Origin of the sequence: Rhizobacter sp. Root1221, assembly GCF_001425785.1 — a bacterium.
In the GTDB taxonomy this organism is placed as follows: domain Bacteria; phylum Pseudomonadota; class Gammaproteobacteria; order Burkholderiales; family Burkholderiaceae_C; genus Rhizobacter.
The window spans coordinates 221,675-245,975 of record NZ_LMDI01000012.1; the positions used below are offsets into that span (position 1 = coordinate 221,675).

19 protein-coding genes and 1 riboswitch are annotated in these 24,301 nt (G+C 68.4%); of the genes, 9 read left to right on the forward strand and 10 right to left on the reverse strand.

From position 1 onward, the window contains the following. The 4 genes from ASC87_RS10885 to ASC87_RS10900 all read right to left on the reverse strand — a co-directional run bounded on the left by ASC87_RS10885 (position 1) and on the right by ASC87_RS10900 (position 3,128). A complete protein-coding gene (locus ASC87_RS10885; protein ID WP_056660840.1) occupies positions 1-561 on the reverse strand; it encodes a PhaM family polyhydroxyalkanoate granule multifunctional regulatory protein in 561 nt (186 codons plus the stop codon). A 95-nt stretch (positions 562-656) separates the two neighbouring features. Beyond that, positions 657-1,625 carry a TraB/GumN family protein gene (locus ASC87_RS10890; RefSeq protein ID WP_056660843.1) on the reverse strand — a complete coding sequence of 323 codons (969 nt, stop codon included), beginning with the start codon at positions 1,623-1,625 and terminating at the stop codon, positions 657-659. Further along, positions 1,622-2,113: a TIGR02281 family clan AA aspartic protease gene (locus tag ASC87_RS10895; protein ID WP_056660846.1), complete on the reverse strand. Its 492-nt coding sequence runs from the start codon at positions 2,111-2,113 to the stop codon at positions 1,622-1,624. The genes ASC87_RS10890 and ASC87_RS10895 overlap by 4 nt, the downstream gene beginning before the upstream one ends. Before the next feature lie 34 nt (positions 2,114-2,147). Beyond that, positions 2,148-3,128 carry a fumarylacetoacetate hydrolase family protein gene (locus ASC87_RS10900; protein ID WP_056660849.1) on the reverse strand — a complete coding sequence of 327 codons (981 nt, stop codon included), beginning with the start codon at positions 3,126-3,128 and terminating at the stop codon, positions 2,148-2,150. Positions 3,129-3,173: 45 nt separating this feature from the next. Between ASC87_RS10900 and ASC87_RS10905 the strand changes: the two genes are divergently transcribed. The 5 genes from ASC87_RS10905 to ASC87_RS10925 all read left to right on the forward strand — a co-directional run bounded on the left by ASC87_RS10905 (position 3,174) and on the right by ASC87_RS10925 (position 10,334). Then, on the forward strand, positions 3,174-4,142 hold the full coding sequence (locus ASC87_RS10905; RefSeq protein ID WP_056660852.1) for a DUF3108 domain-containing protein: 969 nt from the start codon (positions 3,174-3,176) through the stop codon (positions 4,140-4,142). Positions 4,143-4,219: 77 nt separating this feature from the next. Next, a complete protein-coding gene (locus ASC87_RS10910) occupies positions 4,220-4,495 on the forward strand; it encodes a DUF3567 domain-containing protein (RefSeq protein WP_056660855.1) in 276 nt (91 codons plus the stop codon). A 165-nt stretch (positions 4,496-4,660) separates the two neighbouring features. Continuing rightward, positions 4,661-6,982: an ATP-binding protein gene (locus tag ASC87_RS10915; RefSeq protein WP_056661245.1), complete on the forward strand. Its 2,322-nt coding sequence runs from the start codon at positions 4,661-4,663 to the stop codon at positions 6,980-6,982. A gap of 76 nt (positions 6,983-7,058) precedes the next feature. Beyond that, positions 7,059-9,167, forward strand: a complete 2,109-nt coding sequence (locus tag ASC87_RS10920) for a bifunctional diguanylate cyclase/phosphodiesterase (protein ID WP_056660859.1) — start codon at positions 7,059-7,061, stop codon at positions 9,165-9,167. Between the two features lie 117 nt (positions 9,168-9,284). Further along, positions 9,285-10,334 (forward strand): homocysteine S-methyltransferase family protein, encoded by a 1,050-nt coding sequence (locus ASC87_RS10925; protein ID WP_056660862.1) that lies wholly within the window; start codon positions 9,285-9,287, stop codon positions 10,332-10,334. Here ASC87_RS10925 and ASC87_RS10930 read toward each other — a convergent pair. Beyond that, positions 10,312-10,935, reverse strand: a complete 624-nt coding sequence (locus ASC87_RS10930; RefSeq protein WP_082568539.1) for an OmpA family protein — start codon at positions 10,933-10,935, stop codon at positions 10,312-10,314. The genes ASC87_RS10925 and ASC87_RS10930 overlap by 23 nt on opposite strands. 126 nt (positions 10,936-11,061) lie before the next feature. Continuing rightward, a riboswitch (S-adenosyl-L-homocysteine riboswitch) is annotated at positions 11,062-11,135 on the forward strand. Positions 11,136-11,215: 80 nt separating this feature from the next. On the opposite strand from ASC87_RS10930, the gene metH reads away from it, so the two are divergent. The 3 genes from metH to ASC87_RS10945 all read left to right on the forward strand — a co-directional run bounded on the left by metH (position 11,216) and on the right by ASC87_RS10945 (position 17,422). Next, positions 11,216-13,981: a methionine synthase gene (gene metH, locus ASC87_RS10935; RefSeq protein WP_255358924.1), complete on the forward strand. Its 2,766-nt coding sequence runs from the start codon at positions 11,216-11,218 to the stop codon at positions 13,979-13,981. Positions 13,982-14,197: 216 nt separating this feature from the next. Further along, positions 14,198-15,937, forward strand: a complete 1,740-nt coding sequence (locus ASC87_RS10940; protein ID WP_235582135.1) for a DUF1800 family protein — start codon at positions 14,198-14,200, stop codon at positions 15,935-15,937. A 12-nt stretch (positions 15,938-15,949) separates the two neighbouring features. Next, positions 15,950-17,422 (forward strand): DUF1501 domain-containing protein, encoded by a 1,473-nt coding sequence (locus ASC87_RS10945; protein WP_056660868.1) that lies wholly within the window; start codon positions 15,950-15,952, stop codon positions 17,420-17,422. Between the two features lie 14 nt (positions 17,423-17,436). Here the strand turns inward: ASC87_RS10945 and ASC87_RS10950 are convergent, their stop codons facing one another. From ASC87_RS10950 to ASC87_RS10960, 3 genes are all read right to left on the reverse strand, one after another. After that, positions 17,437-18,966, reverse strand: coding sequence for a YifB family Mg chelatase-like AAA ATPase (locus tag ASC87_RS10950; protein ID WP_056660871.1), 1,530 nt, complete (start codon positions 18,964-18,966; stop codon positions 17,437-17,439). A gap of 96 nt (positions 18,967-19,062) precedes the next feature. Then, complete coding sequence (locus tag ASC87_RS10955) at positions 19,063-19,977, reverse strand: PEP-CTERM sorting domain-containing protein (protein ID WP_162255146.1); 915 nt, start codon at positions 19,975-19,977, stop codon at positions 19,063-19,065. 182 nt (positions 19,978-20,159) lie between these two features. Next, entirely contained in the window at positions 20,160-20,810 is a 651-nt protein-coding gene (locus ASC87_RS10960) for a glutathione S-transferase family protein (RefSeq protein WP_056660877.1), read from the reverse strand. A 202-nt stretch (positions 20,811-21,012) separates the two neighbouring features. On the opposite strand from ASC87_RS10960, the gene ASC87_RS10965 reads away from it, so the two are divergent. Continuing rightward, on the forward strand, positions 21,013-21,870 hold the full coding sequence (locus tag ASC87_RS10965) for a DUF2071 domain-containing protein (protein WP_082568541.1): 858 nt from the start codon (positions 21,013-21,015) through the stop codon (positions 21,868-21,870). Positions 21,871-21,888: 18 nt separating this feature from the next. Here ASC87_RS10965 and ASC87_RS10970 read toward each other — a convergent pair whose 3' ends face one another. Both ASC87_RS10970 and ASC87_RS10975 read right to left on the reverse strand, forming a co-directional pair. Further along, entirely contained in the window at positions 21,889-22,602 is a 714-nt protein-coding gene (locus ASC87_RS10970; RefSeq protein ID WP_056660880.1) for a DUF899 family protein, read from the reverse strand. Positions 22,603-22,699: 97 nt separating this feature from the next. Beyond that, entirely contained in the window at positions 22,700-24,259 is a 1,560-nt protein-coding gene (locus ASC87_RS10975) for a methyl-accepting chemotaxis protein (RefSeq protein WP_056660883.1), read from the reverse strand. Positions 24,260-24,301 lie beyond the last annotated feature (42 nt).

Below are 24,301 nucleotides of genomic sequence, written 5' to 3' on the forward strand. Positions count from 1 at the left end.
TCAGGGTTTCGGGGCGGCGCGCTTGCGCGCGGGTGCCCCGGCAGCAGCGGTCTTGGCCGCCGCCTTGCGCGGGGGGGCCTTCTTGGCCGGTTCGCCGACCGGGGTGGCCGGGGGCTCCTGCATCGCGGTGGCGGCGAGTTGGGTGAATTGCTTTGTCAAGGCGCCCCACCACTGCACCGGGTCCACGAGGGCCGGCGCCGGTTCATGCTGGTCGGCGGAGGGTTCGGCCGGTGCGGCTTGCGGCGCGGGTTCCGCGGTGGGCGCGCGGGCGTGCAGCGAATCGCGCAAATCACCCATCTGGACGTTCATGGTCTTCAACGTCGACAGGGTCATGCGCTGGACCTCGAGGGCCTGCACCGTGGCGGCCAGCATGCGGGCGTTCTGTTCGAGCCAGAACTGCACGGTGCGCAACTCGTTGATGCGCTTTTCCAGCTCTTCGGGGTTCAGCGTGGGCGCGATCCACTGCCCCATCGCGGGCATGGCCGACCCCGCGTTCTTGACCAGGTTCTGCAGGAAGTCGAAGCCGGGGACGAGGTTGGTGAAGGAAGAGGTGTCTGCCATGCTGTCTCCGGGGTGGCGGGTGGTTCCAGTCCATTGTGCATGGGTCCACCGCGTCTCGCCAATCCAGAGTGGCCCCCCATGCCCCCGGGTGGCATTCAGCGGGGCGTCAGCGGTTCGCGGGTCACCGTGTAGCCCCGTTCGGTGAGCAGTGCCGGCAGGCCCGACGCGCCCACGAGGTGCAGGCTGCCCACGGCCGCGAACACCGACTGGCCGCCCGCGTGCAGGCGATCCACGGCCGCGGCGAGACCGGGGTTGCGGTCTTCGAGCAGCGCCTTCATCTGGGCCCGGTCACGGGGCGTGCGGACGCAGTTGCACCAGGTGGTGAACCGGCCGAGTTCTTCGTCGCGGCCGGTTTCCCAAACCCTGGCCAGGCGCAATGCGAGGGGCCGGACGCGGTCCTGCTCCAGGTCCGCCAGCATGCGCGTCATGTTGCCGCGCAGGTCGGTTTCGTTGGCGCTGACCAGGCTTGCCAGCTGCAACGACACCGTCTCGAGGGAGGCGACGGGCTTGTTCATCGTGCGGGCCACCTGGGCGAGCGACACGTCGATGCCAAAGGCCGCGTGGAACCCGTCGCGGGCAGTGGCCGCCATCGTGAGGTTCGCGGCCAGCATCTCGGGGGCCACCTGGTCGGCATGGGTTTCGGGCAAACACGCGCGGCGCAGCTGGGCGCGCAGCCGGCGGTCGAGGGCCGGTGTCAGGGTCAGCCGCGGGTCGCGCGCCATCCCGGCCTGCAGCTCGCCCAGCACGGCGGGGTCGAGCGGGTCGAGTTCGAGCGCGAGCGTGTCGCTGTCCTCGAGTGCCGCACGCACGATGGGACCGGGGTACGCCCAGGCCGTCTTGCCGATGTGGATGGTGCCGTACAACCACGACGTGCGGCCGTCCTTCTCGAGGCGCCACAACATGCCGCGATCGCGCGCATCGCGCCACCCGGCGGCCTGTTCCTCCGCGCTGGGCGGGCGGGCCGCTGGCGGGCAGTCGGCCGGCTGCGGCGGGGTGGCCCCGGCAGCGCGGCCCAGGCAGCAGGCGGCCAGCACCCAGGGAAGGACGCGGCGCAGCACGGTCATGGTTTGCTCTCGCGGAGGTCGATGGTGAGCACGCCGTTGTGCTGCTGCCATCGCAGGCGGCCGAGCACGTCCATGCCCAGCAGCGGGTTGTCGTTGAGGCCAGGCAGCGCGACCACCCGCAGGTCGTCCACCCTCACGCCGCCCTTCAAGGCCAGGTTCACCCGCATCACCTCGCCGGTGACCACACCGCCGGCGGTGCTGGACTGCACTTCGCCGAGCGGCGCCAGGCCGAGCTGGCGCGCAAGCGCCGCGGACAGCGCGGTACCGGTGGCCCCCGTGTCGATCAGGAAGTCGACGCGGTGGCCATTGAGGGTGCCGGGCCAGTGGTAATGGCCGTCGGCACCGCGCTGGATCTCGACCAGGTCGCCCGTGGTCTGGAAGCGCGCCCGGCGCTGCTGGCCTTCGAAGGCCTGGATGGCGAGGAACACGCCCAGGCCGACCAGCAGCCAGACGGTGGCGATCTTCAGGGTGTGGGGCAGTTCGGTCATGTCATGTCGAGTGTCGCCCGATTCGAGCGCGACGTCAGGGCGCCGCCACCGCCTGGTCGATGGCACCGAACACCGACTGGCCGTCCGAGCCCATCATCTCGATGCGGATGGTGTCACCGTGGCGCATGAAGTCGGTTCGGGGTTCGCCGTGTTCCAGGGTCTCCAGCGCACGCTTCTCGGCAATGCATGAGAAGCCGCGCGAGGCGTCCGCGTTGCTGACCGTGCCGCTGCCCACGATGCTGCCGGCGCGCACGTTGCGGGTCTTTGCCAGGTGGGCGATCAGTTGCCCGAAGTGGAACTTCATCTCCGGTCCCGCGTCGCAGAGGCCCACGCGCTTGCCGTTCCACGTGCTCTGCAGCGGCAGGTGCACGCGGCCGCCCTTCCAGGCCGCCCCCAGTTCGTCGGGAGTAACGGCCACCGGGCTGAACGCGGTGGCGGGCTTGCTCTGGAAAAAACCGAACCCCTTGGCGAGCTCCCCGGGCACGAGGTGGCGCAGGCTCACGTCGTTGGCCAGCATCACGAGGCGGATGGCATCGACGGCCCGGTCGGGCGGCGTGCCCATCGCCACGTCGCCGGTGATGACGGCCACTTCCCCTTCGAAGTCGATGCCCATCTTTTCGCTGGGCACGACGATCGGGTCGGTGGGGCCCAGGAAATCGTCACTGCCACCCTGGTAGACCAGCGGGTCGGTCTGGAGGCTGTCGGGCACCTCCGCGCCGCGCGCCTTGCGCACGAGTTCCACGTGGTTCAGGTAGGCCGAGCCGTCGGCCCACTGGTAGGCGCGCGGCAGCGGGGCCATGCAGAGGGCCGGGTCGAACGGGAACGCGTGCCGTGCCCGGCCGTGGTTCAGCGAGATCGACAGCTCCTCGAGCTGGGGCGACAGGAAATTCCAGTCGTCCAGCACCTGCTGCAGCCGGGTGGCGATGCCGTTGGCGTAGTGGGCGGTGCCCAGGTCGCGCGAGACGACCACGAGCTGGCCGTCGCGTGATCCATCCTTGTAACTGGCGAGTTTCATCGTGAGTGGCGTGGCAAGGGCTTCGGTTTCCCGTATTGTCGATGCATGGACGACTCTTTCTTCTCCGCCCCCTCCCGCCGCTGGCGTGCGCTGTTGCCGCTGGCCGTTCCCGTCGTGCTCGCCCACCTGGCGCTGGCCGGCGTTTCCGTCTCGTGGGCCGACACCCCGCCGCCCCGTGTCCCCACCGTGGCCGTGCGGGTGGTGGACGCCCCGGCGCCGCCACCCGCCGCCGCACCAGCGCCGGCCACCCCTGCACCAGCGCCGGCGCCGGCACCCCCGGCACCCGCCCGGAAGGTGGCGAAGGCCGCGGCGAAACCCGGGGTCGAGCCCCAGCCCATCGTGGACCCGGCCCCTGGGGACGTGCCGGTGTACCGCACGCGCATGCCCCCCTCCCTCACGGTGCGTTACGTGATCAGCCGGGGGCCGTGGAGCGGCAATGGCGAACTGGTGTGGGACGAGCAGGACACCCGCTACCACGCCCGCCTGGAGGGCCGGGTGGCAGGCTTCAAGGTGATCACCTGGGACAGCGCCGGGCAGATCGACGGCGATGGCATCGCTCCCGTCCGGTTCACCGACGAACGCCGTGGCAAGTCCATGCTGGCAGCCAACTTCCAGCGATCGGCGGGCAAGATCACCTATTCCGGCCCCGACGTGAAGCACCCGCTCATCCCCGGCACGCAGGACCGCCTGAGCTGGATGGTCCAGATCGCCGCCATCGCCAACGCCGACCCGCAGCGGGTGGCCCCCGGCAAGCGGATCAGCATGTTCGTCACCGGCGCGCGCGGGGACGCCGATGTGTGGTCATTCCAGGCCATCGGCACCGAAAACGTCGCCATCGGCGGCGCATCGGTGCCGGCCATCAAGCTGTTGCGTGAACCGCGCAAAGCCCACGACACGCGCGTGGAGGTGTGGCTCGACCCCCAACTGCACCACTTGCCGGTGCGCGCACGCCTCACCAGTTCACCCGACAACGAAACATTGGAACTGGTGCGGCGCGGTTCGGATCCATCCTGAGGCCGTGGCCCTCTCATCACAGACTTGAAAGCGTCCGGATCGGCCCGAGGTACGGGGTGTCTCACCAGGAGAATCGCATGCAGATGGTCTACAACTCGGACAACTATGTCGTCGTTCAGTTCGATCTGCCCGAAGCACAGGACAGCGGTCTCGGCGACGACGCCCTGTCCCGAGGCGGCTTCGAGATCGTCGACAAATTCGCGCGGAAGGAGATCTTCATCGAGGGCGCGATGGCTGAGACCTTCAAGGACGAGGTCACCGCGCTGATCGAAACCTCCCCGTCGGAAGAGGAAATGGACGACTACATCGAGCGTTACACCTCGCTGATGCTGCACCCGGTCGTCCTCCACTGAACCGTTTCCCCCGCGCCCGCCTCGCGGGCGCGCATTGCCCCACGGGGATTCGGACAAGCGTTCCCCCACGGAACGTGGCCTTGCGCTATGGTGCAACCGGGCTTGCCCCTTGGTGCGTGGTGCGCCAAGATGGCCCCGATGGTTGTTCGCCCGCAGGAGCTGCCCATGGCCACCCCTCGCTTCGACGCGCGTGTCGTGTTGTCGCCCGGTCTGAAAGACGCGCCGGTGCTCGACCGCATGTGCTCGCAGTTCGTGCTGACCCTCACGGTGCGGCACGCGGCGCGCTTCAACCTGCGGCGCGACTGGAACAGCCTGCTCTCGCTCACGGCCAAGCACCTCGTGTGGCCGGCCAGCGTGCTCGAACGGCTGCGCGCGTTCCTGAAGGTGCGCTGCAAGGGCAACGAACACTGGACGGGCCACGAGGACCTGAGCGACACCACCTTCATGAGCCGCCACGGCGGCTGGGGCGGCCCGTACGAGGAAGGCACCCTCTTCTTCTACATCGACGAATACATCAAGGACGCCCCGAAGGACCTGCTCGCCGTCATCGGCACTACCGCCGAGTGGCTCGACCGCAGCCTGAAGAAGGAGTCCACGCTGGTCGAGAAGAACATCGACGCGCTGGCCGGCCTGCTGCAACTCAACCCGGCCGAACGCGCGCTGTTGCTGTACGGCACGCTGGCCCGCTACCAGCGTGACCTGCGCGGCCTGCTCGTCGAGTTCAAGGTGTCGAACGCACAGGAAGCCTATGCGGCCATCGCCGCGGTGGCCGGGGTCAACGAACAGGAGGTGGCCGAGGCGTTGCGCGCGGGGTCGCGCCTCGAGCGCACCGGCATGGTCGAGAACCTGATCTCCGAGCACAACATCACCGACCTGGCCGACCTGATGAAGGTCAGCGAGCAGCTGCCGCCGGTGCTGATGCGCCGCTACGAGGGCCCGTCCGACCTGATGGCGGTGTTCACGAGGCCCGCCACCCGCAGCGACCTCTCGCCGGACGACTTCCACTACGTGGGCGACGACCAGAAGGTGCTCACCGCGCTGCTGCGCAACGCGGTGGCCCGGCGCGAACCCGGCGTGAACGTGTTGCTGTACGGGCCGCCGGGCACCGGCAAGACCGAGCTGGCCAAGGTGGCCGCGCAGGCCGCGGGGCTCGAACTCTACGAAGTCGAGTACGCCGATCGCGACGGCAACAGCCTGAGTGGCCGCGACCGCTACCGGTCGCTGCAGATCAGCCAGGTGTTCCTCAAGGGCAGCGCCACGGTGGCGCTGCTGTTCGATGAGGTGGAGGACGTGTTCCCGCCCATCTCCACCGACGCCGCGCAGCTGATGGCCCGCCTCGACACCGGCGACGGCATGCCGTCGGGCAGTGTCAGCGGCAAGGCGTGGGTCAACCAGATCCTCGAGACCAACCCGGTGCCGGTGATCTGGGTCACGAACCGCATCGAGCAGATCGACCCGGCCTTCCGCCGCCGTTTCCAGTACCACCTCGACCTGAAGTCGCCACCACCGGGCGCGCGCGAGGCGCTGGTCACGCGCGCGCTCGAAGGGGTGCCGGTGTCCGACGGGTTCGCGGCGCGGCTGGCCGAACGCCGCGGGCTCACGCCCGCCCAGGTGCGCACCGCGGTGAAGTTCGCACGGCTCACCGCGGACGCGGAGGAGTCCCGGGCCATCGAGGGGCTGATCGAGCGCCAGCTGGGCAACGCCGACAAGGCCCTCGGTTCGGCCGGGGGGCAGCGCGGCGCGCGGCGCGTGGTCACGCGGTACGACTTGTCGCTCGTCAACACCGAATCCCGTTTCGAGGTGCCGAAGATCGTCGACGCCTTGTCACGCAAGGGCTTCGGCACCCTGTGTTTCCACGGGCCACCCGGCACCGGCAAGACAGCGCTCGCCGAACACATCGCGCAGCAGTTGCAGCGGCCGCTGCTGATCCGCCAGGCGTCCGACCTGGCCAGCAAGTTCGTGGGTGAAACCGAGCAGAACATGGCCCGCATGTTCGAGGAGGCGGAGGCGGAACAGGCGGTGCTGCTGCTCGACGAGGCCGACAGCTTCCTGCGCAGCCGCCGCATGGCCGAACGAAGCTACGAGGTCACCGAGGTCAACGAGATGCTGCAGGGCATGGAACGGTTCGCCGGGGTGTTCATCTGCACCACGAACCTGTTCGACGACCTCGACGAGGCGGCGCTGCGCCGCTTCACGTTCAAGGTGCGGTTCCTGCCGTTGGCGGCGGCCCAGCGCGAGCGCATGTTCGTGGCCGAGGCGCTCGGTGGCGAGCCTCACCGGCTCACCGCCGAACAGGCCAGCCGGTTGCGCCAGCTCGACGGGTTGTCCGCGGGCGACTATGCGTCGGTCAAGCGCCAGGTGGACGTGCTGGGCGAGGTGTTCACGCCGGACGAATTCCTGTCGCAGCTCGAGGCGGAATACCGCGTGAAACCCGACGTCCGCCGGCAGCGTGGAATCGGTTTCCTTCGCGGGCCTGGGGGGGCGTAACAAGACTCAAGTTCCGCTGGCCGGATGCCGATGATCCCCGGATAGAGAGAACTCCGAGGCCCTGATGGATACGGGAATGATCGATTGGAGCCTTCGTCCGGGATGGTGGGTCGGATCCTGGGGGCTGGCCCTTTTTGCCGCCTATGTCGCGCTGGACCTGTCGCGCGGGGTGCTCTCCGCGCACCGGCCCACGGCGATGCGAGCGCTTGCTGGCGCGGCATTGGCGTTGTCCACGGGCATGTGCGCCGCCCATTTCGTCGCGATGTCCGGCAGCGACCTGCCCATGGCCTTGAACTACGACGCCTGGCAGGTGTTCGGCACGCTGGTGCTGGCCTACCTCGGCGCGGCCGCGTCCATCGCGATGGCGGTGGACCGCACGCGCCGGCCCGTCCGGGGCCTCGCCGGGACCGTTGTGCTTGGCGCCACCTTGTGCGCGGCGCCGGTGCTGGCGCTGGTGTCCCTCGAGCTGTATCCGTCGCTGAACTGGCAGGTGAATGCCTGGCTGGCTGGCGCGGGGGGGGTCGTGGGGGGCGTCGGGCTGGCCTGGTACTGCTTTTCGCGTTGCCGCCGGGCGGCCTCCGGCCGCACGCTGGCCTGGCAGGCCGCCGCCGCGGTACCCATGGGCACCGCGATGTGGGCGGCCAACGGCCTCGTGATCCGTTGGGTGGGGGTGCCTTGGGAGGCCATGTCGCCCCCGTCGGCGGGCAGCGTCAACGGCGAGACCTTGTTTGCGCTGGCCTCCCTGGCCGTGCCCAGCCTGCTGGCGCTGCTGCTGCTGTCGTCGGTGCTCGAATCGCGTTTCAAGGCGGCGCTGCGCCGTGCCCGCGAGGAGCTGCAGGTGGCCGCGCAGACCGACCCGCTGACCAGCCTGCCCAACCGGACCATGTTCGAGACGTGGCTGCTGCGCGCCACGATGCGGGCCGACCGGCAGGGCCAGCGTGTTGCGCTGCTGTTCATCAACCTCGACGGCCTGAAGACCGTCAACGAGTCGCTCGGGCAGGCCGCGGGCGACGCCGTCTTGTGCGAGATGGGCAAGCGGTTGCGGTCGATGGCGGGCTCGCGTGACATCGTGGCCCGGGCCGGTGGCGACGAGTTCCTGATGCTGCTCGAAGGCAACCCGTCGCCGGACGACTCGGCCCACCTGGCCAACCGCCTGCTGAAGGCCTTGAACGACGTCTGCGTGGTGGACGAGCGCGAGGTCACCATGTCGTGTTCGGTGGGCATCGCGTCGTACCCCGAACACGGCGCCCAGACGAAACTGATCCCGCACGCCGCTGCGGCCATGCATGCGGCCAAGCGCAACGGCGGGGCCACCTACTGCGTGTTCGAGCCGCGCATGGTGGCCGGCGTGCACGACCAGGTGGAACTGCTGCGTGACCTGCGCCGGGCCATCCAGCACCGCGAACTCGAGCTGTACTACCAGCCGAAGATCCATGCAGCCAGCGGCCAGATCACCGGCGCCGAGGCACTGATGCGCTGGCACCACCCGAAACGCGGCATGGTGGGGCCCCACATCTTCATCCCGTTGGCCGAGAAGTTCGGCCTGATCCAGGCGCTCGGCAACTGGCTGATCGAGGACGTGTGCCGGCAGATCCGCGACTGGGGCGATAGCGGGCTGCGCATGCGCGTGGCGCTCAACCTGTCGGTGCACCAGCTGCGCCAGGAAGACCTCGTCGACCGCATCGCCGAGGCGCTGGCGCGGCACGAGATCGACCCGCACCTGCTCACCTGCGAGATCACCGAATCGGCGGCGATGGAGGACACGCGCACGACCTTGCGTGTCATCGAACGCCTGTCGGCCGCCGGAGTGCACCTGTCCATCGACGACTTCGGCACCGGCTACTCGAGCCTGAGCTACCTGCGCCAGCTCGCGGCCGAGGAGCTCAAGATCGACCGCAGCTTCGTGCTCGACCTGGAGACGAGTGCCGATGCCCGGGCGATCGTCAGCGCGGTCGTGAAGCTCGCCCAGGCCCTGGGCCTCAAGGTGGTGGCCGAAGGGGTCGAAACCGAGGCCCAGCAGAAGATCCTGTGCACGCTGGGATGCGACGAGTTGCAGGGATTCCTGTTTGCCAAGCCGATGTCGGCGAAGGCACTGACCCTGTGGGCGATGAAGGACGAGGGGCCACGGTCCCTCGACTTCCGCCCGTCGCTGTTCGACGAGTCGCTGTCGGTGGCGCCGCGGTGACTGCGATGCAGTGCGCCGTGAACGCCCGCACCGTGGGCGGCACGCGTTCGGGCGCGGAATGACGGGCCCTTAGCCCCCGCAGCGGCGCCGGCCGCCGGGGGTTTCTACAATCGGGGGATGAACTCGCCCGCCTACACCCGCGCCGCCGCCCTGCCCGGCATCATGAAACAACGCATCGTCATCCTCGACGGTGCGATGGGCACCATGATCCAGCGCTACAAGCTCGGCGAGGCGGATTACCGCGGCACGCGGTTCGCAGACCATCCGAAGGACCTCAAGGGCAACAACGAGCTGCTGCAGTTCACGCGGCCCGACGTGATCCGCGAGATCCACGAGCAATACCTCGCCGCGGGCGCCGACCTGATCGAGACCAACACATTCGGCGCCACCACGGTGGCGCAGGACGACTACGGCCTCGGCCACGTCGCCCGCGAGATGAACGTGGTGGCCGCTCGCCTCGCCCGCGAAGCGTGCGACAAGTACAGCACCCCCGACAAACCGCGGTACGTGGCGGGCGCCCTGGGCCCCACGCCGCGCACGGCCAGCATCAGCCCGGATGTCAACGACCCCGCCGCCCGCAACGTGCACTTCGACGAACTGAAGGCCGCGTACTACGAGCAGGGCGAGGCGCTGATGGAAGGGGGCGCCGACCTGTTCCTCGTGGAAACCATCTTCGACACGCTGAACGCCAAGGCCGCCATCTTTGCCCTCGACGAGCTGATGGACAACACGGGCGAACGCCTGCCCGTGATCATCTCGGGCACGGTCACCGACGCGTCGGGCCGCATCCTGTCAGGCCAGACCGTCACCGCCTTCTGGCACAGCGTGCGCCATGCGCGTCCGCTGGCCGTGGGCCTGAACTGCGCGCTCGGTGCCGCGCTGATGCGCCCCTACATCGAGGAACTGGCCAAGGCGGCGGGTGACACCTTCATCAGCTGCTACCCGAACGCCGGGTTGCCCAACCCGATGAGCGACACGGGCTTCGATGAAACGCCCGACATCACCGGAGGCCTGGTCGAGGAATTCGCCCAGGCCGGGTTCCTGAACATTGCCGGCGGCTGCTGCGGCACCACGCCCGACCACATCGCCGAGATCGCACGCCGCGTGGGCAAGTACCAGCCGCGCTGTGTGCACGGCGGCCTGTTCAGCGGCCTGCTGGCGGCGTGACCCCGGGGGCGCGTTCCCCGATCAGGATCTCCACCCGGCGGTTGCTGGCTCGGCCGCTGTCGGTGTCGTTGCTGTCCACCGGGTCCTGGGCGCCCCGGCCGGCCACCGCGACGCGCACTGGCGAGAGCCCGCGGGCCACGAGCCAGTCGCGGGTACTGGCCGCGCGGTCGAGCGACAGCGCGTTGTTGGCCGTGGCCGATCCCTTGCTGTCGGTGTGGCCCACGATGCGCACGTCGACCTGACCCAGTTTGCGCACGGCCAGCGACACCTGGTCCAGCGCCGCGCGCGCGCCGGGCTTGAGTGCGGAGCGGTTGGCCTCGAAGCTCAGGTCGCCCGGCAATGTGATCCACAAGCGGTCGTCGGTGCTGCGGTCCACCGTGACACCCGTGCCGCGCAGCGACGAATCGAGTTGGTTTCGGGCCGATTGCATCGAGGGGGTCCATGCAAAACCGCCTGGCCCGGGTTTCCCGTAGGCCGGCCCCGGCGCCGACCCCTCCACGGCGGTGGACGCCTTCGGAAGCGGCTTTGGCGACGAGCCGCACGCCACCAGGGCAAGCGCCGTGCAGCAAGTGGCGAGGAGGTTGAGTCGGGTGTGATTCATGGGGCGTGTCCGGGTTCGCTAGGCTGGAAGGACATTGGAACGTGTCCTTCCCCCGCTTTGTAACCGCACCCCGCTCCGGGGTTCCACCGAACTGGGGTTTCCTCGCAGTCCGGCATAAAATCGGCGCGTCCAAGGAGCGTTGCGACGGGGCCGGTTGCCGGCTCCGCCAGGCTTGGAGCTCGGAACCACGCTCACCCGCCATTGGTTGTCCATGCATCCCGTTGTCCTGCATGCACCGCGGGTCGAGCGCCGCGGTCCATGCCCCACCTGCGTCCACACCGTGACCCCATCCGCCGCCGTTGCCGTCCCCCCTCCGATGAAGTTGTCGGGCCTGGAGCCCGTGCTCATCGGCGAAGGCACGCTGTTCGTCAACATCGGCGAGCGCACCAACGTCACCGGGTCGAAGGCGTTCGCCCGCATGATCCTGAACGGTGAGTTCGAGCAGGCGCTGAGCGTGGCCCGCCAGCAGGTGGAAAACGGGGCGCAGGTGATCGACATCAACATGGACGAGGCCATGCTCGACGCCAAGGCGTCCATGGTGCGCTTCCTGAACCTGATCGCCAGCGAACCCGAGATCTCGCGCGTGCCCATCATGATCGACAGCTCCAAGTGGGAGGTGATCGAGGCGGGCCTGAAGTGCATCCAGGGCAAGGGCATCGTCAACTCCATCTCGATGAAGGAAGGCGAGGCGCCGTTCCGCCAGCAGGCCAAGCTGATCCGCCGCTACGGCGCCGCCACGGTGGTGATGGCCTTCGACGAAAAAGGCCAGGCCGACACCTACGCCCGCAAGACCGAGATCTGCGAACGCGCCTACCGCATCCTCGTCGACGAAATCGGGTTCCCGCCCGAGGACATCATCTTCGACCCGAACATCTTCGCCATCGCCACCGGCATCGAGGAACACGACAACTACGCGGTCGATTTCATCAATGCCACGCGCTGGATCAAGCAGAACCTGCCGGGCGCGAAGGTGAGTGGCGGGGTGTCGAACGTGAGCTTCAGCTTCCGCGGCAACGACCCGATGCGCGAGGCCATCCACACCGTGTTCCTGTACCACGCCATCCAGGCGGGCATGGACATGGGCATCGTCAACGCCGGCATGATGGGCGTGTACGACAACCTCGACGCCACGCTGCGCGAGCGTGTGGAAGACGTGGTGCTCAACCGGCAGCCCGTCTACAAGGATGGCGAGGCGAAGCTCACGCCCAGCGAGCGCTTGATCGAGATCGCGGAGACGGCCAAGGGCGCCGCGAAGGACGACTCCGCGAAGTTCGCGTGGCGCGCCAAGCCCGTGGCCGAACGCCTGAGCCATGCACTCGTGCACGGCATCAACGACTTCATCGTCGAGGACACCGAAGAGGTGTACCAGGCCATCCACGCGAAGGGCGGCCGCCCGCTTCACGTGATCGAAGGCCCGCTGATGGATGGCATGAACGTCGTGGGCGACCTGTTCGGCCAGGGCAAGATGTTCCTGCCGCAGGTGGTCAAGAGCGCGCGGGTGATGAAACAGGCCGTGGCCCACCTGCTCCCCTACATCGAGGAAGAGAAGCGCGCCTTGATCGACGCCGGTGGCGAAGCCAAGGCCAAGGGCAAGATCGTCATCGCCACCGTGAAGGGTGATGTGCACGACATCGGCAAGAACATCGTCACGGTGGTCCTGCAGTGCAACAACTTCGAGGTGGTCAACATGGGCGTGATGGTCCCGTGCCAGGACATCCTCGCGAAGGCGAAGGAAGAAGGCGCCGACATCATCGGCCTGTCCGGCCTCATCACGCCGAGCCTCGAGGAAATGCAGCACGTGGCTGGCGAGATGCAGCGCGACCCGTATTTCCGCGGCCGCCTCACGCCGCTGCTGATCGGCGGCGCCACCACGAGCCGGGTGCACACGGCGGTGAAGATCTCGCTGCACTACGACGGCCCGGTGGTGTACGTGCCCGACGCCAGCCGCAGCGTGGGCGTGTGCAGCGACCTGCTGAGCGACGAGAAGGCCGCCGCGTTCATCTCCGAACTGAAGACCGACTACGACCGTGTGCGCGAGCAGCACGCCAACAAGAAGGCCACGCCGCTCGTCACGCTGGCCGAGGCACGGGCCAACAAGGCCCCCTTCGACTGGGCCGCGTCCGAGCCGGCCAAGCCGAAGTTCATCGGCCGCCGCGTGTTCCGCAACTATGACCTGGCCGAGCTTGCGCAAAGCATCGACTGGGGTCCGTTCTTCCAGACGTGGGACCTGGCCGGCCCGTACCCCGCCATCCTGACCGACGAGGTGGTGGGTGATGCCGCCACCAAGGTGTTCGAGGACGCCCGCGCGATGCTCAAGCGCCTGATCGAGGGCCGCTGGCTCACGGCCAACGGCGTCATCGGCCTGTACCCCGCCAACACCGTCAACGACGACGACATCGAGATCTACACCGACGAGACCCGCAGCGAGGTGCTGATGACGTGGCACGGCCTGCGCATGCAGACCGTGCGGCCGGTGGTCGACGGCGTGAAACGCCCGAACCGCTGCCTGTCCGACTTCATCGCGCCCAAGTCGTCGGGCAAGGCCGACTACATCGGCCTGTTCGCGGTGACGGCCGGCATCGGGGCCGAGAAAAAGGACAAGCAGTTCCTCGACGCGAACGACGACTACAGCTCGATCATGTTCAAGGCCCTTGCCGACCGCCTGGCCGAGGCGTTTGCCGAACGCCTGCACCAGCGCGTGCGAACCGACTTCTGGGGCTACGCGGCCGATGAGCAGCTCGACACCGACGCCCTCATCGCCGAGAAGTACCGTGGCATCCGTCCGGCACCGGGCTATCCCGCGTGTCCCGACCACACGGTCAAGGGCGACATGTTCCGTGCACTGGTGTGCGACGAGATCGGCATGGCCCTCACGGAAAGCTGGGCCATGACACCGGCGGCCAGCGTGAGCGGCTTCTACCAGGCCCATCCCGACGCGGCCTACTTCAACGTGGGCAAGATCGGCGACGACCAGGTCCGCGACTTCGCGGCCCGCACCGGCCAGGATCCCGACCGTGTGGAGCGTGCGCTCGCGTCGCTTCGCTGAACCTCGTCCGGTTGCGCCGGCCGGCTTACATCGGAAACGTTTCGTCTCGATTGAGACGTGATTCGTCACGTTCGGCTGCATGGACTGGCGGGTGATTCCCCTGCACCTGCCGAGGATTGACGGATTTGAAGCGTCAATGCCCTTCTTCTTCCTTGGTATGTGACGTGCGTACAGCGACACCTGTTCAAGGTGTTGTTGCACGTTGGGGAGAAAGAAGTGAAGACACTTCCGGAGAAGAAGCTCGCGAAACATGTCCGCCTGGGCGTGGCGGCCGTGGTGTTGGCCTTGCTGGCCGCCTGCGGTGGCAACAAGGAGTCCGACCAGGGCGAACAAGTCGCCGAACTGCCCGCTGCCCAGCAGCCGCCGGCCACCGAGGCCGCGCGTTTCCTCACCCAGGCCTCGTTCGGCCCCACCCAAGCGCAGATCGACTGGGTTCGCCTGCACGGCTACCCGGCCTGGATCAAGGTGCAGATGGACGCCGGGCGCACGCCTCACCGCGCCTACCTGGATGCCATCCAGGCTAGTTTCGCCGGTACCGACACCACGGTGAGCCAGACGCACTTCCGCGAATCGTTCTGGGCCCAGGCCATCGCCGGCCCCGACCAGCTCCGCCAGCGGGCGGCCTATGCGCTGTCGCAGATCTTCGTCGTGTCGTTCGTGGACAGCGGCCTGTCGGGCCAGATCCGTGGGGTCACGTCCTACTACGACCTGCTGGGCGAACACGCCTTCGGCAACTACCGTGAGCTGCTCGAGGCGGTGTCCAAGCACCCGATGATGGGGCTGTACCTGTCGAGCCTGCGCAACCAGAAGGAAGACAACAAGGGCCGTGTCGCGGACGAAAACTTCGCTCGCGAGATCATGCAGCTGTTCTCGATCGGCCTGTACGAGCTGAACCCGGATGGCTCCTACAAGGGCGGCACGCCCACCGAGACCTACACGCACGACGACATCAAGGGCCTGGCCAAGGTGTTCACCGGCTGGAGCTGGTATGCCGGCCCGAACATGGCCGATCGCACCGACTCGCGGTTCAACGGGGGCAGCGCCAACGCCGACCGCGACTGGATGCCGATGCAGGCGTACAACAAGTTCCATTCGGTCAGCGAGAAGACCTTCCTCGGCAAGACCATCCCGGCCACGACCACCGCAACGGCCGACGCCGAAGGCGACATGGAGATCGCGCTCGACCACCTGTTCAACCACCCCAACGTGGGCCCCTTCTTCGGCAAGCTGCTGATCCAGCGCATGGTCACCAGCAACCCGAGCCCGGCCTACGTGGGCCGGGTGGCAGCGGCGTTCAACGACAACGGGCAAGGCGTTCGCGGCGACCTGAAGGCCGTGTTCAAGGTGGTGCTGCTGGACCCCGAGGCCCGCACGCTCGACGCGACGAGCACGTCGTACGGCAAGGTGCGTGAACCGGTGCTGCGCCTGTCGAGCCTGCTGCGTGCGCTCAACGCACGGTCCGCCACGGGCCGCTTCATCGGCATCGACGACACCGACAACGTCACGTCGAGCCTTGGCCAGACGGTGATGAAGTCGCCCACCGTGTTCAACTTCTACCGCCCGGGCTACACACCGCCCAACAGCGCAGCGGCCACGGCCAACCTGGTGGCACCGGAGCTTCAACTGACCAACGAGGTGTCGGTGGCGGGGTACCTGAACTACATCCGCAGCAGGTGGGTGCAGGCCAGCGCCTCGCGCGACATCCAGCCCGACTTCGCGCCACTGGTGGCCCTCGCCGACGACCCGGCCGCGCTGGTGGACCGCATCAGCCTGCTGTTGATGTCGGGCCAGATGACCCCGGCGCTGCGCGACCTCATCATCGCCGGTGTCACCGGCCGCGCCATCCCCACGGCCACGGCGTCGAATGCCGCTGCCGTGCAGACCGCCAAGGAGGAGCGCGCCCGCATCGCCGTGATGCTGACGATGGCGTCGCCCGACTACCTGATCCAGAAGTGACGAGGACCTGACATGACCACCTCCAATGCGTCCCGCCGCGAATTCCTTCGCCGCGCCACCGTCCTGTCCGGGTCCATCGGCCCCGCCGCGCTGCCGTTTGCGATGAACCTCGCCACGATGAACGCTGCCGTGGCGCAGACGTCCGACTACAAGGCCATCATCTGCCTGTTCCTCTACGGGGGGAACGATTCGGCGAACATGGTGCTGCCCACCGACACCGCCTCGTGGGAGGCCTACAGCACCGTGCGCTCCACGGCACCGGACCCCATCGCGCTGAAGGCCGTGGGCACCGTGGCCGATGGTGCGGCCAACGCCGGCTCGCCCGCCGCGCTGGGCGGCGTGCTGCCCATCGTGCCGAACTTCACCGCATTCGCCGAGAACAACACGCGCACGTTTGCGCTGCATCCGGCGATGACCGACGTGCAGAGCCTGTTCGGCGCGGGCCGCCTGGGCATCATCGGCAACGCCGGCCCACTGCTCCAGCCGATGACGAAGGCCGAGTACCAGAGCAACACCCTGAAGAAGCGCCCGCCGAAGCTGTTCTCGCACAACGACCAGCAATCGAGCTGGCAGGCCCTGGCCCCCGAAGGTGCCAAGGTGGGCTGGGGTGGGCGCTTCGGCGACCTGCTGGCCAGCGGCAACTCGAACACCGTGTTCACCAGCATCTCGGCCGGCGGCAACGCGGTGTTCATGTCGGGCCAGAGCGTGTTCCAGTACCAGGTGGGCAGCGGTGGTGCCGTGGCCATCGGCAACATCACCGGCAACCTGTTCAACTCCGCTGCGGCCGCGGCGAGCTACAGGACCATCATCACGCAGACCGATGCGGCCCACCTGCTGGCCCGCGAGCAGTCGGTGGTGACCAAGCGGTCCATCGAAGCCCAGGTGGCGTTCCAGACGGCGTTCACGGCATCCGCCGTGGCGGCGCCCACGCAGTACATGCGGCCGTCCACCCGCACCAACGCGAACAACGACCTCGCGGTGCAGCTGCAGACCGTGGCCCGCATCATCGGTGCACGCGCGTCGCTCGGTGCGTCGCGCCAGGTGTTTTTCGTGTCGATGGGCGGCTTCGACACCCACGACAACCAGAACCGTGGCCAGGCCGACCTGCTGGCCCGCCTGTCGCATGCCATCGGTTACCTCGACGGCGTGCTGGGCACCATGGGCATGCGCGACAAGGTCACGCTCTTCACCGGGTCCGACTTCGGCCGCACGTTCACCAGCAATGGTGACGGCACCGACCACGGCTGGGGCGCTCACCACTTCGTGTACGGCGGGGCCGTCAAGGGCAAGGAGATCTACGGGCGCTTCCCGCAGGTGGGTTTGAACCACAGCGACGAAGTGGGCTCGGGCAGTTTCCTGCCGGGCGTGTCGGTGGACCAGATCGGCGCCACCGTGGGCAAGTGGTTCGGCATCAGCGACAGCAACCTGAACCTGGTGTTCCCGAACCTGAAGAACTTCACGCCGGACCTGGGTTTCATCGCCTGACGACGGGATGAGGGTCATGCCGGATTGAGCACCCGGCGGTACTGGATGGCTTCGGCCAGGTGGGGCACTTGCACGTGGCTCGCGTTGGCGAGGTCGGCGATCGTGCGGGCAATGCGCAGCACCCGGTGGTGGCTGCGCGCCGACCACCCGAGGCGCGTGGAGGCCGCCTGCAGGAACGACGACGATGCCTCGTCGAGTGCGGCGTGTTCATCGAGCGGTGCGTTCTGCAGCCGCGCATTGGGCACCCCTTGCCGCGCCAGCGCCACCCCGTGCGCCGCGGCCACCCGCCGGGACACCACGTCGGTGCCTTCACCATCGGGTGCGGCCGCCAGCGTGCCGGGTGCCACCGCGGGCACCTCCACCTGCAGGTCGATGCGATCGAGCAGCGGGCCGCTGAGCCGCGCCTGGTACTTCAACACCATGTCGGGTGCACAGCGGCAATGCCGCAGCGGGTTGCCATGGTGACCACAGGCGCATGGATTCATCGCTGCGATCAGCTGGAATTGCGCCGGGAATTCCGCCTGCCGTGCGGCCCGCGAGATCACGATGCGCCCGGTCTCGAGGGGTTCGCGCAAGGCCTCCAGCGCCGCCCGCTTGAACTCGGGCAGTTCATCGAGGAACAACACCCCGTGGTGCGCCAGCGAGATCTCCCCCGGTCTTGGTGGTGATCCACCGCCCGCGAGCGCCGCGGGCGACGCACTGTGGTGCGGGGCCCTGAAAATTCTGTGTCCCCACCGCTCTGCCGAGAAGCTGCCGTTGAGGCTCAGCAGCGCCGCGGATTCGAGCGCGGCGTCGAGCGACAGCGGCGGCAGCAACCCGGCGAACCGCTGCGCGAGCATCGACTTGCCGGTGCCCGGTGGCCCCATCATCAGCAGGCTGTGTTCGCCGGCGGCGGCAATCTCCAAGGCACGCTTGGCAGCGGCCTGGCCCTTCACATCGCGCAGGTCGGCGGGCGCCGCCGGTGCGGGCCGTGGCAACGGGCTCATGCGTGGCAACGACCCCACGTCGGCCGCATCGGGCTCGCGGTGCCGGAAGGCTTCCACCACGTCAAGCAGGTGGCGAGCCCCGTGGATGGCCAGGCCGCTCACGAGGGCGGCCTCCTGCGCGCAATCGAACGGCAGCACCAGCGCCCGCCCGGCACCGGCGCCTCGCCGCAGCGCAAGCGCCAACGCGAGGGCACCCCGCACAGGACGAAGGTCCCCGGCCAGAGACAACTCGCCGGCGAACTCGAACCCCACCGTGCGCTTGAGGTCGATCTGCTCGCTGGCGGCCAGGATGCCCAGCGCGATGGGCAGGTCGAACCGGCCGGACTCCTTCGGCAGGTCGGCCGGCGCCAGGTTCACCGTGATGCGCTTGTTGTGCGGGAAGGAAAGCCCACAGTTGATCAGCGCGGCACGCACCCGTTCGCGCGCCTCGCGCACCTCGGTGTCGGCCAGGCCCACGAGCGTGAAGACGGGCAACCCGTTGGCGAGGTGCACCTCGACCGTGACGGCGGGTGCGTGCAGGCCATCGAGGGCTCGGCTGTGGAGGACGGCGAGGGACATGCACGGAGTGTGGCCGTGCGGTGGTTCGGGCCGCCTTCGAGGGCGGCCCATAACACCGGCCTTCGAGGGGCAGGTGCCCCTCGAAGGTGACGCGGTTCAGCGCCGCGCCGAACGCCGCTTGCCCGCGGCCCCGATGACACCGAGGCCCAGCATCATCATCGCGACCGTCATCGGTTCGGGGACCGGCGCGCTGATCTCCAGGGGGGCGGTGCTGAGGCCCGCGGAGGAGCCGAGGCCCACGGGCGCGCTGACGTCGACGTAGGTGCCTGCGCCGAGCCAGCCGGTCATCAGGGAGCTGGTGGCGTTGGTGACCGACAGCGTCAGGCGGCCGTCAGAGCCGACGGCGTAGTGGAAGACGTCGGACAGGCTGCCGCCGAACAGGCTGGTCAACGAAGCCGACAGGCTGGCGCCGACGCGGTTGGCGGTGTCGGCCATCGTCAGCTTCGCGAACGAGCTGGCCGCGTCGAGGTTGAACCACGACACGCTGTCGAGCGGTGCATCTTCTCCGCCCAGGATGTCCAGCGTGCACAGCGAAGTGAAGGTCATCGATTCACCGGCCGCGAGCGAGAACCCGCGCTTCCAGTCGGCCGCCAGGTCGAGTTCGGCGCCGCCACCGTCGCGCACGGCGTTGGTGGTAATCCAGTTGGTGTTGATGGACGCCGTGCCGGACCCGATGTGGCCCAGTGCCGGGTTGTGCGAGATGATCTCGCCCAGCTGGGTGGGTGCGTTCTGGTAGTTGTGCTTGGACGGCGCGCTGCGCCACGTGTCCCAGACCGCGTCGCCACTGCCGTCGACGCCGAGTTGGTCGCGGGCGCTGGAATGCGCGCTGCGGATGCCCGACGTGGTCCAGGCACCGTCGAGGTTGTGAGGGCCGTCGAGTGCACCGCCGGTTCGCAGGGCGGGCAAGCCGCCGTCGAAGTAGAGAGAAGCCTTGTAGTCGGCCGTTGCCGACGCGCTGCCGGAGCAGGCAAAGACGACGGCCGCTATGACCGAAGCGGTGAGGTGTTTCATGCGTTCATCCCTGATGGCGTCGGTCAACATGCCGACTGAGCCTTCATGGTAGGCGGCGACTCCCGGGCTTGTCGTCCCTCAGCTGGGGGGTTTGAGTGCCGCGGCCTGGACGCTGTGCGTCAACCGGTTGCAAAGACCTGCCGCTCGAGCCGAAATGTGCGGTTCAAGCGGCCGGATGCGCATCACCAGCGAGCAGGCACCTGCTGTCCGGGCAGCAGGTCGTAGGGCGCCTTCCAACCGGGCAGCTGCTTCACGCGATCCAGCCATTTCGCCATGGCGGGGTACTGTTTGCCGATGTCGTAGCCGCTTTCCTCCGCCGGGAAGTAGAGGTAGCCGCACAACGAGATGTCCGCGATGGTGGGCTGGTTGCCGACCAGGTATGCCCTGTCGGTCAGGTGCTTCTCGACGATGCCGAACGCGTTGTCGATGCGGCTGCGCAGCCACGCGGAGACGGCGGGGTCGGGTGCGACCGGGCCAAACGCCTTCATGAAGCGGAAGGTGGCGAAGTAGCTCGTGAACTTGTGGTTGTCAAAGAACATCCAGCGCAGGATCTCGTGGCGCTCGTCGGCGGATTCACCGCCAAACGCCCCGTGCCGGTCGGCCAGGTAGACCATGATCGCGGCCGACTGCGACATCTTCCGATCCCCGACTTCCAGCATCGGGACCTCACCCATGTCGTTGACTTCCTGCCGCCAGCTCTCGGAGCGCGTCAGGCCGCCCGTGAACGACTCCAGCGGCACGTGGACCGCTTGCCAAGGTTGCTTCAGTGCTTGCAGGAGAAGGGCCACCTTGTAGGTGTTGCCGGACTGGGAGAAGCCGTGGAGTCGGTACATGAGCGTGGCAGAGGAAGGGTTCGTGAGGCCGTAGTATCGCGGCCCGCGTGGGTGCTCGCTACTGCCGGGACGGCTGCGTCGTCGTTGTCTGTCGAGGCGGCATGATCGGGGCCTCCGTTGATACGTCCGCCGCCCGCCACCGCATCGGTGAACGACGGGGAAGTCCGTCTTGAACCTCAGAGGGCCATGCCAGGGCCGACCCATGACCACGAACTTTTCCTCCGAGCCGGACTCGCTTGCCATCGAACCCCTTGCCGCCCCGCGATGGCCTGCGGTGGGTGATGGCCTGCGTTTCGCCGACCACCTGCACCCGCGTCCCGCTCCCTCGGGCATTGACGTTCGCTGCGGCCTGCAGCACTTCGCGATCGTCACGTACGCGGTGGACCCCGTGCGGTTCGGTGGCCTGCTGCCGCCGCGGTTCGTGCTCGACGCCGTGGAGATCGACGGCAAGCGGCGGGCGCTGATGTCGGTGGTGCCGTTCATCGACGTGGATTTCACATCGGCGGTGTTCCCATTCCCCAAGTTCACGATGGGGCAGACGAACTACCGCATCTACGTCGTCGATACCGCCACGGGAGAGCGGTGTGTGTGGTTCCTCGGCACGACGCTCGACTCGTGGGCGTTGGCGGTGCCGCGGAGGGTGTGGAACCTGCCATGGCACGCGGGCCGCGTGCGGTTCGACTGCGACCTGGACCCGGCGACCAGTCTGTACCGGCGCTACGAGATGCACACCGCGGCGCCATGGGCGCCCGCCGCTTTGTCGCTGGTGCAACGTGCCGACGACGGGCTTGAGCTGCCCGGCTTTCCGGACCTGGAGACGGGCCTCGTGTTCCTCACGCACCCGCTTGCGGGCTTCTACCACCGGCGCGATGGTGCCTTGGGCACCTACCGTGTGTGGCATGAACGTCTGCAGGTGACACCCGCGCGCCTGGTCTCGGCGCGCTTCGGCCTGCTGGAACGCCTGGGCCTCGTCACGCCGGAGGAGCAGCAGGTGCCGCACAGCGTGCTGGTCGAGCCGCTGAACGAGTTCACCATCTACCTGCCGCCCCGACGGCTCTGACAGCGGGGCGGGCCTGCCTCAATACGACAGCTTCGGATACCAGTCGGTGCCGCGTCCGCCCGGGGTCAGGTCGAGCAGGTTCCACAGCGGCATGTACTCGACGGGGCCACGCGGGTCCTCGCCAGGGTCGGCCATATCGAAGGTGAACTCGTCGCCGTACGTGTGGATGACGCGTCTGCCGCGGCGGACGAACACGTTGAAGCCGGCGCTGTCTTCACCCTGGTCGGGGGCCTCGCCGCCGTAGTCGCGGTTGAAGGTGTTGCCGCCGGACGAGACCACCGGCAGGTACCGCCACCCGCGCTCGCGCTTGAAGGCGGTCAGGCGTTCGACGGGCGAGCGTGCGACGATGGCCACGCTCACGCGTTGTGTGATGTCGGGGATCTCCGCGTCGATGGCGCCGAGCAGGCACGTGCACATGGGGCACGGCCGTTCGCGTTGCGGGCCGAACATCCAGTTGTACGTGATCAGCGTGTCGTGCGGCCCGAACAGCTGGGACAACGTGACGGGCCCCTGCTCGCCGTCGAAGCGGTAGTCGTCGGGCACGTCGCCGCCAAGCGGCAACGCGCGGCGCTGTGCGGCAACACGTTCGGCATGGCGGCGCAGTTCGATTTCCTCCGCCAGCAGCGCATTGCGCGCCTCGCGGTACGCCGGTGGTTCGTTGGGAAAGCGCCGGGTGGACTGGGCGAGTTCCAGCGCGGGCTTGAGCGGCTTGAGGGGCGAGATCGGCTTCATCGGATCCTCCGCGGTCAAAAGCGGATGGTAATCCGAATGGTTGACTAATGCGAAGCCACCCTGTTGCCCTCAAGGTCTGCGGAGGAACTCGCGCAGTTCAGCTCGCCCGCGCCAGCTTGAACGCCCCCACGAGGCCCGACAGGTGCAGCACCTGGTCCTTCAGGCTTTCGGTGGCGGCGGACGACTCCTCCACGAGTGCGGCGTTCTGCTGCGTCACCTGGTCGAGCTGGGCCACGGCCTGGTTGACCTGGCCGATGCCGTCGCTCTGTTCGAGGGCTGCGGTGCTGATCTCGCGCACGATCTCCGTCACTCGCCGGACCGACAGCACCACCTCGGCCATCGTCGTGCCGGCGTCACGCACGAGGCTCGTGCCCGATTCGACCTGCTGCGTGCTGGACTGGATCAGGACCTTGATCTCGCGGGCGGCGTTCGCCGACCGTTGGGCCAGGCTGCGCACTTCGCTCGCCACCACCGCAAAGCCGCGGCCCTGCTCGCCGGCGCGGGCGGCCTCCACCGCGGCGTTCAGCGCGAGGATGTTGGTCTGGAACGCAATGCCGTCGATGACCCCGATGATGTCGGCGATGCGGGCCGATGCGGCTGCGATGCCGTCCATCGTGTGAACCACCTTCGACACCACCTCACCACCGCGTTCGGCCACGCCGGACGCGGACGTCGCGAGGTCGCTGGCCTGCCGCGCGGCGTCCGCGCTCTGGCGCACGGTGGCGGTCAGCTGCTCCATGCTCGACGCGGTCTGCTGCAGGCTCGATGCCGCTTGCTCCGTGCGCGAAGACAGATCGAGGTTGCCTGCGGCGATCTCGGCGCTGGCAGTGGTGATGGACTCGCTGGCCCCCTGCACGTTGGCCACCAGGTCGGCCAGCCGCACCTGCATCGTGCTCAGGTCGGCCACCAGGGTCTGCATCTCGTTGCGGCGTTCGTCCGCGACGGCGGCGGCGGTCAGGTCGCCCCCCGCCACCCGCTCGGCCCGGCGCGAGGCCTCGGCCAGCGGCCGCGTGATGGAGCGCGACAGTGCCCAGGCACAGCCGGCGGCCAGCAACACGCCGATGGCGATGCCGCCGGCCAGCATCGCGATGCCGGTGTGGTGGCTGGCGTCGGCCTGGGCCCGCTCGTGCTCGACGCGTTGGCGCTGGTACTGGGCGAGGGCCTCCACCGCGGTCGCGTAGCCGGTGGCGGCCGGCCGCAGCTTGGACTGGATCTCCTCGTCCGTGATGGCCTCACCGGCGCCCTTCTTCTTCACCAGCGCGTTGCGCACGTCGCGAAAGGCATCGCCCGCGGTGTCGATGTCCGCGAAGAGGCGCTTGGTCTCGTCGGTGTCGGCCAGGTCTTCGAGGGCCTTGCGGACGACCTCCGAACGGGCGGAGGTCACCTTGCGGTCGGCATTGATGCGGGCCGCGTAGGCCGGGTCGTCGATCTCGAGCAGGGTTTCGGCGCGCACCGAACTGAGCACGACGATGGCCTGCAGTTCCCGCGCGAGCAGGGCCCGCTCGGCCGAGGGGCCACCGAGGTCGCTGGCGATGGCGTGGAGGGTGTCCAGCCGCCAGATGCCGATGCCCGCGGCGGCGGACATGACAAGCAGCACCAGGGCGAACGCCACGGCCAGGCGGGGACCGAGGCGGAGTCGATCGAAGAGGGATTGCATGTGGGAGCTCCAGGACAATGAGGGCGTTCCCCTGCACCCACG

Bases quoted from the DNA above. Each gene is read 5' to 3' on its own strand.
- ASC87_RS10885 (WP_056660840.1), bottom strand. From the start codon at position 561: ATGGCAGACACCTCTTCCTTCACCAACCTCGTCCCCGGCTTCGACTTC.
- ASC87_RS10915 (WP_056661245.1), top strand. From the start codon at position 4,661: ATGGCCACCCCTCGCTTCGACGCGCGTGTCGTGTTGTCGCCCGGTCTG.
- ASC87_RS10900 (WP_056660849.1), bottom strand. From the start codon at position 3,128: ATGAAACTCGCCAGTTACAAGGATGGATCACGCGACGGCCAGCTCGTG.
- ASC87_RS10970 (WP_056660880.1), bottom strand. From the start codon at position 22,602: ATGAAGCCGATCTCGCCCCTCAAGCCGCTCAAGCCCGCGCTGGAACTC.
- ASC87_RS10920 (WP_056660859.1), top strand. From the start codon at position 7,059: ATGATCGATTGGAGCCTTCGTCCGGGATGGTGGGTCGGATCCTGGGGG.
- ASC87_RS10950 (WP_056660871.1), bottom strand. From the start codon at position 18,966: ATGTCCCTCGCCGTCCTCCACAGCCGAGCCCTCGATGGCCTGCACGCA.
- ASC87_RS10945 (WP_056660868.1), top strand. From the start codon at position 15,950: ATGACCACCTCCAATGCGTCCCGCCGCGAATTCCTTCGCCGCGCCACC.
- ASC87_RS10910 (WP_056660855.1), top strand. From the start codon at position 4,220: ATGCAGATGGTCTACAACTCGGACAACTATGTCGTCGTTCAGTTCGAT.
- ASC87_RS10930 (WP_082568539.1), bottom strand. From the start codon at position 10,935: ATGAATCACACCCGACTCAACCTCCTCGCCACTTGCTGCACGGCGCTT.
- ASC87_RS10955 (WP_162255146.1), bottom strand. From the start codon at position 19,977: ATGAAACACCTCACCGCTTCGGTCATAGCGGCCGTCGTCTTTGCCTGC.
- ASC87_RS10905 (WP_056660852.1), top strand. From the start codon at position 3,174: ATGGACGACTCTTTCTTCTCCGCCCCCTCCCGCCGCTGGCGTGCGCTG.
- ASC87_RS10960 (WP_056660877.1), bottom strand. From the start codon at position 20,810: ATGTACCGACTCCACGGCTTCTCCCAGTCCGGCAACACCTACAAGGTG.
- ASC87_RS10975 (WP_056660883.1), bottom strand. From the start codon at position 24,259: ATGCAATCCCTCTTCGATCGACTCCGCCTCGGTCCCCGCCTGGCCGTG.
- ASC87_RS10890 (WP_056660843.1), bottom strand. From the start codon at position 1,625: ATGACCGTGCTGCGCCGCGTCCTTCCCTGGGTGCTGGCCGCCTGCTGC.
- ASC87_RS10965 (WP_082568541.1), top strand. From the start codon at position 21,013: ATGACCACGAACTTTTCCTCCGAGCCGGACTCGCTTGCCATCGAACCC.
- ASC87_RS10895 (WP_056660846.1), bottom strand. From the start codon at position 2,113: ATGACCGAACTGCCCCACACCCTGAAGATCGCCACCGTCTGGCTGCTG.
- ASC87_RS10925 (WP_056660862.1), top strand. From the start codon at position 9,285: ATGAACTCGCCCGCCTACACCCGCGCCGCCGCCCTGCCCGGCATCATG.